The sequence below is a fragment of the Pauljensenia sp. C0170B4 genome (assembly GCF_056590235.1).
The window spans coordinates 120,519-133,434 of the sequence record NZ_JBWPVS010000001.1; the positions used below are offsets into that span (position 1 = coordinate 120,519).

13 protein-coding genes are annotated in these 12,916 nt (G+C 60.2%); 10 read left to right on the plus strand and 3 right to left on the minus strand.

What is annotated here, in order from left to right; genetic code table 11:
• Nucleotides 1-4 precede the first annotated feature (4 nt).
• Both AC1EJ1_RS00520 and AC1EJ1_RS00525 read right to left on the minus strand, forming a co-directional pair.
• The gene (locus tag AC1EJ1_RS00520) at nt 5-1,225 is read right to left on the minus strand and encodes a Yip1 family protein (protein WP_058237478.1); all 1,221 of its coding nucleotides are present in this window, start codon (nt 1,223-1,225) and stop codon (nt 5-7) included.
• An 85-nt stretch (nt 1,226-1,310) separates the two neighbouring features.
• Nucleotides 1,311-2,333, minus strand: coding sequence for a hypothetical protein (locus AC1EJ1_RS00525; RefSeq protein ID WP_154955722.1), 1,023 nt, complete (start codon nt 2,331-2,333; stop codon nt 1,311-1,313).
• Nucleotides 2,334-2,360: 27 nt separating this feature from the next.
• Between AC1EJ1_RS00525 and AC1EJ1_RS00530 the strand changes: the two genes are divergently transcribed.
• The gene (locus AC1EJ1_RS00530) at nt 2,361-3,200 is read left to right on the plus strand and encodes a hypothetical protein (protein ID WP_480295157.1); all 840 of its coding nucleotides are present in this window, start codon (nt 2,361-2,363) and stop codon (nt 3,198-3,200) included.
• Nucleotides 3,201-3,214: 14 nt separating this feature from the next.
• On the opposite strand, the gene AC1EJ1_RS00535 is transcribed toward AC1EJ1_RS00530, so the two are convergent.
• Nucleotides 3,215-4,018: an HAD family hydrolase gene (locus AC1EJ1_RS00535; RefSeq protein WP_285015902.1), complete on the minus strand. Its 804-nt coding sequence runs from the start codon at nt 4,016-4,018 to the stop codon at nt 3,215-3,217.
• Nucleotides 4,019-4,144: 126 nt separating this feature from the next.
• Here AC1EJ1_RS00535 and AC1EJ1_RS00540 point away from each other — a divergent pair, with 126 nt between their 5' ends.
• The 9 genes from AC1EJ1_RS00540 (at nt 4,145) to AC1EJ1_RS00580 (ending at nt 12,771) form a co-directional block, all read left to right on the plus strand.
• The gene (locus tag AC1EJ1_RS00540) at nt 4,145-5,125 is read left to right on the plus strand and encodes a hypothetical protein (protein ID WP_285015901.1); all 981 of its coding nucleotides are present in this window, start codon (nt 4,145-4,147) and stop codon (nt 5,123-5,125) included.
• Entirely contained in the window at nt 5,122-6,267 is a 1,146-nt protein-coding gene (locus AC1EJ1_RS00545; RefSeq protein WP_117394378.1) for a TadA family conjugal transfer-associated ATPase, read from the plus strand. The genes AC1EJ1_RS00540 and AC1EJ1_RS00545 overlap by 4 nt, the downstream gene beginning before the upstream one ends.
• 86 nt (nt 6,268-6,353) lie before the next feature.
• Nucleotides 6,354-7,517: a type II secretion system F family protein gene (locus AC1EJ1_RS00550; RefSeq protein WP_285015900.1), complete on the plus strand. Its 1,164-nt coding sequence runs from the start codon at nt 6,354-6,356 to the stop codon at nt 7,515-7,517.
• A 264-nt stretch (nt 7,518-7,781) separates the two neighbouring features.
• A complete protein-coding gene (locus AC1EJ1_RS00555; protein WP_058237916.1) occupies nt 7,782-7,967 on the plus strand; it encodes a DUF4244 domain-containing protein in 186 nt (61 codons plus the stop codon).
• A gap of 95 nt (nt 7,968-8,062) precedes the next feature.
• Nucleotides 8,063-8,380, plus strand: a complete 318-nt coding sequence (locus AC1EJ1_RS00560) for a pilus assembly protein TadE (RefSeq protein WP_480295158.1) — start codon at nt 8,063-8,065, stop codon at nt 8,378-8,380.
• A complete protein-coding gene (locus tag AC1EJ1_RS00565) occupies nt 8,380-8,766 on the plus strand; it encodes an Rv3654c family TadE-like protein (protein WP_058237471.1) in 387 nt (128 codons plus the stop codon). Before AC1EJ1_RS00560 ends, AC1EJ1_RS00565 begins: the two co-directional genes overlap by 1 nt.
• Nucleotides 8,767-9,138: 372 nt before the next feature.
• On the plus strand, nt 9,139-10,656 hold the full coding sequence (locus AC1EJ1_RS00570; RefSeq protein ID WP_480295159.1) for a sugar ABC transporter ATP-binding protein: 1,518 nt from the start codon (nt 9,139-9,141) through the stop codon (nt 10,654-10,656).
• Nucleotides 10,653-11,675, plus strand: coding sequence for an ABC transporter permease (locus AC1EJ1_RS00575; protein ID WP_285015897.1), 1,023 nt, complete (start codon nt 10,653-10,655; stop codon nt 11,673-11,675). The genes AC1EJ1_RS00570 and AC1EJ1_RS00575 overlap by 4 nt, the downstream gene beginning before the upstream one ends.
• A gap of 76 nt (nt 11,676-11,751) precedes the next feature.
• Nucleotides 11,752-12,771, plus strand: a complete 1,020-nt coding sequence (locus AC1EJ1_RS00580; protein ID WP_285015896.1) for an ABC transporter substrate-binding protein — start codon at nt 11,752-11,754, stop codon at nt 12,769-12,771.
• Nucleotides 12,772-12,916: the final 145 nt, after the last annotated feature.

Genomic DNA, 12,916 nt, shown 5'->3' on the forward strand with positions numbered 1-12,916 from the left:
TGATTCAGCGGCCCTCATCGCGAGCCTTGGCCGCGCGGCGGCGGGCTCGCCATGAGAAGAAGGCACCTTCAGGATTGATCTTTTCCACCTCAGCGCGCAGAGCTTCCTCCGAGCGGCCACGGCGACGTACCCAGTGAGAGACCCACGCGCCTACCAGCACGATCAGGCCCAGGAGTGCGAAGCGTCCGGAAAATGCGGAGGCCTGGAAGTGGTGAGCAAGATTCATGCCGAATGCGTTCCACGAGTTCAGCCACTGAACAGCAGGCTGAATGAGCTGCGAGAAAATCCCCGGAATGACGATCGGAACAAGTCCGGACAGGAAGGTGAGGATACCCATGACGAAGCCACCCAGCGAGGAGCGCGCAACCGTCACCCCCAGCAGGACAACAATCACCAGAGCGCCCACCAGTTCGGCAATAGCTGCCAGGTTCACTGCCCCCGTCGAGAACGCAGACCCGTCAGCAAGTGTCATGCGCGCCCCGGCATCAGCTGCGAGGAACCATGCGATGGGCAGGAAGATCAAGAATGCGAAGAAGCTCCACCAGTGCGATCCAGCGCGAGACGGAATCTCGGGCGACAGTGTCGTGCCTTCAAAGATGGCGTCATCGAGGGAACTCGGGGTGCCTTCCACGTGCACCGGAACCGGTTCAGCGCGAGGATGCCAGTTTGCCTCGTTCTCATCTGCCGGATCTGCTTCCTCCGGAGGAGAGACGAGGGAACGGCGGTGCACTGCGGTGCGCTCCAGCTCATCTTCATCTGTGGCTGTTTCGTCCTCATCGCGGTCATGGCGATTCTCGAGGACGTCGCGCGGAGCTGGTGCCGGCAAATCATCACGCTCAGGCGGGGAGATGCGGTCGCGAGGTTCATCCTCATCCAGGTCAGGTGCGTCGCCCTCGTCATCAACAGGATCGACGGGGGAAGGGATGCGTGGTTCGGAAGTGGAGGGCACAGGATCGACGGCCGAGGTGTCATCGGCAGCACTGCCAGGCGCTCCAATGATGTTTTCCGTGTCGCCCTCATGCCTGCTCAAGGTCACTTCTTCGCCCGTGAGAATCTCATCGCTGGCAGCTGATTCAGCGATTTCGTCAGTTTCTTCGGGGCGCGGTGCCATCGGCGCAGCCGTTGATCCGCTTGCGCCCTCGAAAGTCGGGCTCTCATCGACGATGAGTTCATCGTCTCCCACTTCACCTTCCGGGCGGCGGTCGTGGAGTTCCTGATCAGACATGGTGCTACCTCCTTAGACCTTTAATGTAGCGTGAGAACTGCCCGATCTTGCGATGGGCGTGCCGAAACGGCCGATTCTGATCGTGTTACATCTCATCCACAAAACCGTGGCGGTGCCCGGTTGCCCGCAACACCTGTGCGCGAACATGGCGGCGCGTCAGCAGCGGACCCATGACCAGTGCGGGAAGCAGTAACCCCAGCGCGGACAGCACCGGCGCAGCCAGAGAAATCTGCGTCGTGGCGGGGGAATGCGGTGTGACCACCGCGCCGGTAAGGCTTGACCACAATGGGATGAGGAACGAAAACGGTATGACCACCAGAACTGAGGACGCCACAATGGGTCCGGACGTTGACCACTGCGAAATCCACGCCACCAGGCCGAAACACAAGGCGCAGATCAGCGCCGGAACTGGTCGGAACGTGTTTTCTGCCATCAGCCCCTCCAACCCCTGTGACGCTACGCGCAGTGATTCCTCGGGCGCGGCAACCATCATCATGATGCACCCAAGAATCAGGGCAACACAGGAAAAGACCGCGACCCACGTCCGGTTGCGCGCATTGTGGAATTGCCCGTTGAAGGGACGCACGCGGGAGGACCCTCCCTGAGAACTCTCGGCACTGGCCTGCTCCAGTTCCCTCAGCGTGGCGTGAACCGTCCACCGCCGCGTGGCAATGGTTGCCACCGTCGCCCCCAGGCAGATGAAGACCACGCATATTGGATACAGACTCCACCGCATCGATGTCAGTGAGTCCGCCTCGCTCATAGCGATTCCCATCCACAGGGGAGCGCGCAACGCGCCGGTCAGCTGGCCCACTCCGACAATTACCGCACTGACAGTGGTGACGGCAAGGCCGGCTGAGGACTCATCAGAGTTGGCAGCCACGAGTGCCAGCAACAGGGTCGTAATGACGATACCGACGGTGCCCTCGGACGATGACAATGGCTGTCCCTGCGCGGTGGCGGCCTGAGTGTCAGCGACCGCAAATCCCATGATGATCAGCGCGACAGGTGAAAAAACCGCTGAGAAAACCGCTGAACGCAGGTGCTGTGACAGCGTGGCCCGAGGGATCGACCTGACCCCAGTCTGTGCCACTTTCGTCTCGCTCACGTTCACCTCACCCGATAAACTCACCACGTGGAAGAATCCGATCACATTGTGCGCATGCGCCTCCTGCTTCAAGCGTGGCAGACCCCAGATATCTGCGCGCTGCGCGAACAATGTGACAGCGCATTGACGCGCGTCCGTTTCCATCATAGTTTGCGCCGCCGGTGGCAGGAAGTACGCGCCCTGACCAACATCTATGAAGCTGCCTATCTTTCTCGCTGGGAAGGCTCACCGATCAGCACCAGCGATCTGCGTGACCTCACGATGCGCGAGGGGCCACACGAAGCCGGCACCCTGACCACAGGTGAACAGTTCGCGCTGGGGATCTGGCGCAGCCAATGGCACGTCATGACGCTCATGCCGCCCCTGAACCGCACGCCCACCACCAGGCCTGCATCGCAGCCCGCTTTGCCGAACCTGGTCGCCGGACTGCACCGCGACATCACGTCACTTCTTGCTACCTCAGGCCACGTTGAACGTTCCCGAATTGCCGTTCCTGCCTCGCCTCGGCGTCTCGCTCACGTTTTGTCGCATGTCACCTGTGATGTGCCTGCTGTGGTGAGTGCAGCCGCAGTATGGGCCGACTGTGCAGCTCATCCACTGTTCGAACCAGGTTCACGCTCCGTGGGGGCGGCTGTGGCGCGATGGATTCTGACCGTGCGCGGCACGGACCCGACAGGGGTCGTGACTGTGAGCAAGTTGAGCGCCACAGACCCTCAGCGCGTTGCGCGCATTGTGTCCGGCTGGGCAGCGCCCGATCACTCCTACGCGCACGACGTGCTCGCATTCTTCCTGTCATCACTGATCGCCGGTGTCGACGATGCCCTGGATATTGCGCTCAGTGTCCAGGCAGGCCACCCTCGGCAATAGGAAACGAGGGCGGGCTACTTGCCGCGCAAACTGGTATACGCGCGGTAAAACGACCACGCCGCGCCTGCAGCAGAGCAAGCGGCAATCATGCCCGGCACAATGAGTCGAGCCGGCGAGGTGCGGACCTGAACCGTGTGCGTGAAACTGCGAATCGGCCAGTCGCGTTCCTGAGCGATTTCACGCAGCTGACGGTCAGGGTTGATGACGACGGGGTGCCCGACTGCTTCCAGTAACGGCACATCAGTGATGGAATCTGAATACGCGAAGCACTCCCCCAGATCCCACCCGTTGCGCTGTGCCATGTCGATGCAGGCGCGCGCCTTCTCATCGGCGTAGTTGAAACGCGAAATCACGCCGGTGAACGTTCCGTCCTCATTGCGCTGCGCGTAGGAACCGATCGACGCGTCAGCACCCAGCATGTGAGCAACCGGGCGCACCATTTCTTCAATCGAGGCTGAGGCGATGACAATGCGCCGGCCAGCCGCGCGATGAAGGGCGATTTCTTCCAGCGCCTCCACGAAGCACACCGGGTCAATTGACCTGCTCAACGCATCCTTCACGGTGGACTCCAGGTAGACACCGTCCCATCCGGCAGCGATTTCACCCAGTGATTCGCGCATTTTCTCTGTCGCCTGCTCGTCAGCGCCCTTGATCAGGTAGGGCAGTTGGATGAGCAGACCCAGCAGTGCGCCGCGCCGGGTCAGAAGGCCCGCCTCACGCAGGGGAGTGCGCAGCGCCACGGAGGTTGACGTGGCCAGGATTGTCTTGTCGAGGTCGAAAAAGGCAGCGGACCTTGAGCGTGGCTGTGATCGCTTCATGCGGGTCTCCTGATCGTCGAGTCGAAAAACTGCGCGCGTTATCCACAGGGTGGTGTCTCTCTCCAGTCTTCCACAGGTTGACTGAGCGAGGTGGACGAGGGAAGCCACGTGAGATGAAGTGACGGCATGAGTACACAGTGGAACGTGCGCGTCGGACTGGATCGACTGGACGAGGGTGCCAGGCGCAGCGCATGTGAAATCATCGAGCTTGCAGGCGGAACGGTTGCCAGCGACGGACTGCCCTGCGACATGTGGCTGACCTCGGATCCGGATGGGCCACCCTCGTCAGTCCGTGCGTCTGCACAGGTGCCGGTCATTGTTGTCGGCCCTGCCGGATCGCTGCGCCTGCCCGGCGATGAGATGATGCTGGCCGACATTGTCGCCTCATGTGCACCGTCACCGGTATTTTCCCCTGACCTGATACGCATCGGTTGCGCCGGATGGCAAGGTGGGGTGGGGGTGACGGCAATCGCGCGGGCGTTGGCTCAGCAGATCCGGTCGCACCCGCTGCCGGTTCTGCCTCAGGCTCCCCCTCCGCCCGTGATCGTCGTGGACACCGCCGAGTATGGGCCAGGCGTGGGCGCGGCGCAGGACGTGGCCGCTGACGGTATCCACTGGGGTGACCTGCGCGCAGACGAGACCGGATGGACTGGCACGCTCATTGACGCTCTGCCCGTGCGTGACGGCGTGAAAATCCTCGCGGCTGACTGCCGTGGTGGGCCGGCACGTTCAGATACGAGGCTGGTGCGGGTGCTCACCAGCGTGAGCTCCCGCGCGCATGTTGTGGTCGATCTGGGACGGTGGGATGAATACGCAATGCGCACCGCCTCCCAATGTGGAATCGATGCGCTGTGCCTGGTCGGACGCGCCGACCTGGACGGGGTGTGTACGCTGATGGCCGGCATATCCCGCTATGCGCCACCTGCTGTGCCCGTCGTGATTGCCACGACGCACGGGACGACGACGCAACTGTTGGGCAGTATCCGCGAGTGCGGCTTCCAGTCGATTCAGGCTATACAGTGTCCTTTTCGAGGTGGGATGCCCAGGGGTTTTGCCGTCAAGCGAATGTATGCCGCGCTCAGGTCGGGCATGGAGCGTGCGCGATGAGCCGTCACACCATGAGGCGCGCGCTCGCTCAGGGGCACTCAGCTGTCCGGGCGGTGCGTGACAATGCTCGCGAGGGTGCAGGAGTGAGAGAACTGGCCACCGATTTTGACGATCTGGTGGCGCGCGCCGGCGGACTCGGACCGGACCTTGCTCCTCTTGTGGCGGACCCCGATGTGACAGATGTGCTCGTCAACTCCACCAGTGTCTGGATCGATCGCGGGCAGGGGGTGGAGCGCGTTGACGTGCAGCTGGGGTCGGAAAGTCAGGTTCGGGCGCTCGCGGTCCACATGGCAGCTGCGTGCGGACGACGACTGGATGAGGCCAGTCCGATTGTGGATGGAACGCTGCCCGGCGGCGTGCGCCTGCACGCGGTGCTCTCACCAGTTTCTGATGAAGGAACGGTGATTTCCCTGCGGACCTCGCGCGCTCACTCCATGACGCTGGAGCAGATGGTGCGCAAGTCTTTGATGGACGGTTCCATCGCGAGCGTGATGGCCCAGTTGGTGGCACTGCGGGCCAACATTTTGATATCCGGGGCGACCGGGTCGGGTAAGACCACATTGCTGTCGACCATGCTGTCCAGCGTGCCGCATGACGAACGGATCGTGTGTATCGAGGAGGTACGGGAATTGCGTCCCTGTCACCCGCATGTTATCCACTTGCAGGAAAGGCAGGCCAATGTTCAGGGCGCGGGAGCGGTGAGCCTGTCGGATCTGGTGCGCGCTGCGATGCGAATGCGGCCCGACCGACTGATTCTCGGTGAGTGTCGAGGCGCCGAAGTGCGTGACGTGTTGACGGCGCTCAACACCGGACACGACGGGGGAATGGCTACCATCCACGCCAACGCGGTGGAAGATGTCCCGGCACGTCTGGCTGCCCTCGGATCGCTGGCCGGCCTGTCGGATGCCGCGCTGTCAGCGCAGGCGGTGGCCGCATTTGACGCGGTGATTCAGATGAGGCGCGATGCGCATGGAAGGCGGGTCAGCCAGATTGGTGTTCTGACCCGGACAGCAGGTGGCGTTGCCTGTGAATGTGAATGCGCGCTGAGAGAGCGTGATGGCCGGCTCTACCCTGATCGCGCCTGGCCACTGCTGGCTGAACGGCTGCACATCGATCTGGACGCGAAAAGTGCTGCTCCATGATGGCGCTACTGTGCTTGATGAGTGCCTGTTTGGTCGCGGCGATTGGCATATCGGCCGCCAAACATTGGCGCGCTCAGGCTGTGATCGTGGCCTGGAGATTCGACGAATCATTGAAGGCAGTTCGCGCACAGAAGCCAGTGCCTCCCTCGTCAAATGTCGTGCCGGCCGGGCAGGACAGCAGCTCCCAGTTGTCGATGTTGGTGGCCGAGGTGGCAGCCCGGCTGCGTGCCGGTATGCCGACTGCCGAGGCGTGGATGCGTGCGTGGGACAGAGTTGGCTCTACGCACCTGGGTTCATGGGAGGGGATTGCCGAGGACGGTGTTCCCCGATCCGTGGCGAGGCTGGCGCGCGCTCCCTCGTGGCGCGATGTGCGGCGTGATGTGCTGGGTTTGGTGCGGCAGCGAGACGCGTTGTCGTGGCGCCACCTAGTGTCCTCGTGTGGGCGGCTGCGGCGACGCAGCACAGTGAGCGAACGGGTCAGTCGGCGCTCAGCTCATACCTTGAGTGTCGCATGCCGCCTGACGCAGGAACTGGGAACGCCGCTTGCTGAGGTACTGGATATTGTGGCTGACAGTATCGATGAAGCTGCAGCCGCCGAAGATGCGCGCGCCATCGCACGGTCTGGCCCCTTGACCTCGGCACGTATTCTCACCGCATTGCCTGTGGCGGGTATTGCGCTGGGCCAGCTGATTGGGGCGAACCCTCTTGAGCGCTTCTGTGACGGTGGGATCGGCACCATCAGCGCCATCATCGGAACGGTGTGCCTGATCGCTGGTCGGCTCGTCTCCACTCGCATGATCACCCGAACCATTGACATAAGCGAGGGCGTCGACCCGGCCACTATGTGCGATCTGACGATCGCGGGAATGGATGCGGGTGCCTCAGTGCCCTCCATTGTGCGCACGCTGGGCCGCGTCAGTAATGGCGCGGAACTGGAACGGATCGGTAGCGAACTGGTCCTGGGGGCACGGTGGGGTGATGCGTGGAATCCCCATCCAGCCAACGCCGCGCTGCTGGCTGATGTCCTCGAGCCGGCATGGAGCGATGGCACGTCGCCGGTGCCGTTGCTCACGCGTGCTGCGCGCCAGGTCAGGGCACGGCGCATCGCACATGCAAAAAGTGAGGCTGAACGCCTGGCGGTGCGCCTTGTCATCCCGCTGGGGGCGTTACTGCTGCCGTCCTTCATCGCCCTGGGCGTCGTGCCAATCCTGCTGCATATTGGCACGAACACTTTTGGCGGGTTGTGGTAGCTGACGGGTCGGCACCTGACAGCCCCTGGTTATCCACACCGCGCATCTACAGATGCGTTGAATCCACAGCTGCCCTTCCAGGCGCTTCTTGCTCCACAATTTGCGCACAGTCGATGGAGATCGCAGTGCGTGTCACGGAAGGTGGTCACACCGTCAAACGGCGGACAGTCACTATTGATCGAAAGGACAAACATGGCAATCACCCAACGCATCGAAGATGCAGCGACGAAGGCAGCGTGTGACACGTGGTGTCAATACGACGCAATGATCCAACGTGCTCACCATGTCGAGGATCATGATGCCGATCCGGAAGAAGGATCCACAACCGTGGAATACGCGATCGGGGCGGTCGCAGCAGCCGGCTTCGCCGGACTTCTGCTCGTCGTTCTCAAGTCAGGCGCAGTGAAATCCCTGCTTCAGGGCATTATCCAGCAGGCGCTTTCACTGTGAACAGGCATGCGACACGTGGTCCCGTAAGTGCCAGGGAGTGCTTACGGGACCACCCCGCTGGTGGCAGCGAAACGGGCGGGCATAGCGAGGACGGCATGGTGACAGTCGAACATGCGCTCTCACTTTTCGCCGTGATGATCGTGGTGGCGTTCGTTCTTGGCGTCGTCAACATTGCTCACACGCGCATTGAACTGTGTTCGGCGGTTCGTCAAGGTGCACATGAAGCAGCCATAGGTGGCCAGGATCCAGCTCTCAGTGTTTCCCAGGCGTACGGCAGGCCCGTTACTGTCACAACGAACAAATCAGGGCGATGGATGACGGTCACCGGGCGCGCCAGTGTGGCTGCGCCGGCAGGATGGGTCGGTGCTACATCATCATGCACGATCACCACCATTTCCGAGCTGGTGCCCTGATGGTATACGGCGACAGGGGGAACGAGGAAGGATCAGGCACCATCTCCGCGCTGGCGGTCATCGCATGCACCGTGATGATGTGTGTGGTGATTGCTGGTGCAGGGAGTGTGTACGGGCATCAGACCCGTCTTCAGGCAGTGGCTGACGTTGCAGCCCTTGCCGGTGGGCATCGGTCGGCGGTTGCACAGTGGACCGGAGGTGGGATGAATGCCTGCACGGTGGCCAGTGAGGTCGTCGAGCGCAATGGGGCTCACGCCGGCTGCGAGGTGCGCGGAGATGACACCTATGTGACGGTGAGCCAGAGAGTGCTTGTTGCGGGGATCAGTGTGGATATTCGCGCGAGGGCACGCGCAGGGCCGGTCAGGCGTGACACGCTGAAGCAGTGAGCGAGACGACTAACACGAGGAAGTCCCCTAATCCGGGAAGATTCACGGTGAAAAACGCTTAACCCGAGGCGGCAGAGCGTCGTTCAATCCTGGTTTTGCCTGATGAATCACGACAAAGGTACGCTGTGACCCTTCAATCGTTAACGATCACGTAAACGGTCGGCGTCGCGCAGCGGTCGTGCTGATACGAGGACGAAAAATTACGTTTTTATATCGTTTTTGGCAGATTTAACACTTTATTTGTCGTTTTGCACGAACCAAGCTACACTGTCAAGCACGTTGTCGTACAAATGTGACACTGGAGTCGTTAGCGCTAACGGTCTAGGTCTTATTTGTCGCAGGCGTTATGTACCACGCACGAAGGGGTGAGACGTGACACATTTGCTCGACTTGAAAGGTATGTCGAAGACCTTTCCGGGCGTCAAAGCACTCTCGAATGTCAATTTGGATCTTCGAGCAGGAGAAGTGCTGGGGCTTTGCGGTGAAAACGGTGCCGGAAAGTCGACGCTGATGAAGGTCCTGACCGGTATTTATCAGCCTGATCCAGGCGGCGAGATTTGGATCAAGGGCGAAAAGGTCCACGTGACGGGCATCAACCACGCACGTGACCTTGGTCTGGCCATCATTCACCAGGAACTCAACATCGTTCCCGACCTGACGGTTGCCCAGAATCTGTACCTGGGGCGCCCAGGCTCCACTAAAGCCGGGATCGTCAATGACAAGAAACTGAACAAGGATGCTCAGGAGCTTTTCGATCATCTGAAGATGGATATCAACCCCAAGGCTTACTGTCGCGACCTGTCAGTGGCGCGCCTCCAGATGGTGGAAATCGCCCGAGCGCTGTCGTATAACGCAGACATTCTCATTATGGATGAGCCGACTGCGGCGTTGACGATCGAAGAAACGGACGCACTGTTTGACCTGATCCACGACTTCGTCACGCCGTCAACCGGTCTGATATACATCTCGCACCGTATGCCTGAAATCAAGCAGATTACGGACCGCGTGGTCGTTCTGCGCGACGGTGAATACGTCGGCACGGTGAACACGGATGAAGTGGAGATGCAGGAAATCATCTCCATGATGGTGGGACGCAAACTGAAGTCTGACGTCCGTCCCGCCACGAAGCCGCAGACAGACGAAACTGTTCTGGAAGTCAAGAACCTGTCCACGAAGAATCTCATCAAGAACGTGAGCTTCGACGTGAAGAAGGGTGAGATTTTCGGATTCGCCGGTCTGATGGGTGCAGGTCGCACCGAAGTGGCGCGATGCGTCTTCGGTGCTGATCCGCGCACCGAAGGTGACATTTACGTGCACGGCAAGAAGGTCAGGATTACGAACGCCAAAGACGGGGTGACGAACGGTATCGGCTACCTGTCCGAAGACCGTAAACGCTTCGGAATCCTGCTGGATGCTGACGTGAAAGCCAACGTCACGCTGGCCGACATGAAGGACTATGCGAAAGCGGGCTTTGTCGACGATCGCAAGATCCGCAAGACCGCACTCGACTATGTGGACAAATTGCGGATTCGCACCCCTTCAATCAATCAGACCCTGTTGAACCTGTCTGGTGGTAACCAGCAGAAAGTTGTTATTGCCAAGTGGTTGGTTCGAGACAGTGATGTCTTGATCTTCGATGAGCCAACACGCGGTATCGACGTGGGCGCAAAAGAAGAGATCTATCAACTGCTGGAAAACCTCGCGGCGCAAGGCAAGGCAATCGTTGTGATTTCATCGGAACTGCCCGAAGTACTGCGCCTGTCGAACCGCATCGCAGTGATGGCACAGGGCCACATTATCGGCATCCTCGATAACAAGGAAGCCACCCAAGAAAAGATCATGGAACTGGCCACCGTTGGCCAAGAGCAAGCAATGGGAGTGGACGCGTGAGCACCGAGGTTGAAACGAAAGACCAAGCGTCAGAAAAGTCCAACAGCAAAGTCGTGACTTTCCTGAAGTCATCAATTCAGCAGCTTTTCGCATTCGCTGCACTGATCCTGATTTACATTTACTTCCTGTTCGCAGCCCCGAACTTCGCATCCATTGGCGTGTTCATGAACGTCCTGATGGCAGCTTCTGCAATCGGCGTCATGGCGCTGGGTGCAACGTTCATCATCGCCACCGGCGGCATCGACCTGTCAGTGGGCACCGGCATGACGCTGACAGCGGTGTCGGCAGGTCTGCTGATGGGCTCACCCGAATCCGGATACCTGGGGCTGCCCGTCGGTATCGGCTTGCTGCTCGTCCTGATGGTCGGCGCAGTGATCGGACTGGTCAACGGGTTTAACGTGGCGTTCCTGGGTATTCCTCCCTTCATCGCCACACTGGCCATGATGATGGCAGCCAACGGTCTGTCACTGATTCTGTCGGGTAAGAGCTCGATCAAGATCCCCTCGCCGTTCTACTACAACCTGTCGAACGGCAAACTGATCGGCTCCCTGCCCAACGCAGCGTTGATCTTCATTATCTTGACTGTCATCGCATCGATCCTGCTGACGCGCACGGTCCTGGGCCGCTACGCGCTGTCGATGGGATCGAACATCGAAGCCACACGCCTGTCAGGCGTGAACGTGCGCTTCTGGACCTTGATGGTGTACATCGCAGCCGGTATCTTCACGGCCATCGGCGGCATCCTGTACTCAGCACGATTCGGATTCGCACAACCTGCTGAAGGTCTCGGACTCGAGTTGCAGGCAATCGCAGCGGTCGTCATCGGCGGTACCTCACTTGCCGGTGGTCGCGCCACAATCATCGGTACGTTCATTGGTGCGCTGCTGATGAACACGCTGACGACAGGTCTGCAGATGATGGGTGTTGCAAAGGAATGGCAGCTTGTGGTGACCGGCCTGGTCATCCTGCTGGCAGTCTTTATCGATAACGTCCGCCGAGCCCGTGCTCAGGCAGTGTAAGCATTACTTGAATCGGACAACCGTCCAACCACCACAACGGCGAAGAAAGACCTTCGCCCGAAAGAAAGGAACAGCAATGCGCCCAATTGGACGTATCGTGAGCCTCATTGCCGCTGGGGCAATGGCATTGGGAATGACCGCTTGCTCATCAGGCGGCGGCGACACAAACGCCGCTTCCGGCGACGCCGGTGCAACACAGAGCGGTGAAAGCGCCGGCGGTGCTGCCAGCGGTGAAACCATCTACCTCGTCTCGAAAGGCTTCCAGCACCGCTTCTGGCAGGCAGTGAAGGAAGGCGCAATGCAGGCAGGTGAAGAATTCGGCTACAAGGTTGAATTCATCGGACCCGCCAACGAGCAAGCCATCACTGAGCAGCTCCAGCAGCTCCAGACCGCACTGGACACCAAGCCTGCTGCAATCGGATTTGCAGCACTGGATTCAGAAGCTGCCGCCCCGATCCTCGAGCAGATCAAGGCCGCCAACATTCCGGTGGTCGCATTCGACTCCGGCGTTGAGTCCGACATTCCGGTGACAACCGTTCAGACGGACAACAAGGCCGCTGCCGCTGAAGCCGCCAAGCACCTGGCGGAACTCGTGGGCCACAAGGGCAAGGTTGCTCTGGTCTGCCACGATGACACCTCCCAGACCGGTAAGGACCGCTGCGCCGGATACCAGGAATACATGGCTGAGAATGAACCTGACATCGAACTGCTCGATCCCCAGATCGGCGGCGAGGTCGGTGTGGCAGCTGACGTTGCCAAGAGCATTCTGACCGCCAACCCGGATGTTGTAGGTATTGGCGCAACGAACGAGGCATCAGCCATCGGCACGATGCAGGGTGTGACCGAATCCGGCAACGCCGGCAAGGTTCAGATGGTTGGTATCGACTCCGGTAAGGCACAGCTCGAATCCGTTCGCAGCGGCGTGCAGGCCGGCGCTGTGACTCAGGCTCCAGTCAAGATGGGATACGAAACTGTCAAGGCTGCAATTGCAGCCATCAAGGGTGAAGAACTGCCCAAGATCATTGACTCCGGTTTCGCCTGGTATGACAAGACCAATATGGACGATGCTGACATTAAGGCCAACCTCTACGAGTGATTTCACATCCCACCGGATAATAGCCCAGGTGGAGGGGGAGAACCCGTTGATCCCCCTCCACCACCTCCTGACCAACGGGACATAATAGTGACGTGACGCTTCGGCCGAACGTCACCGTCCTTACTGCCACGCAGGGGACCAACTA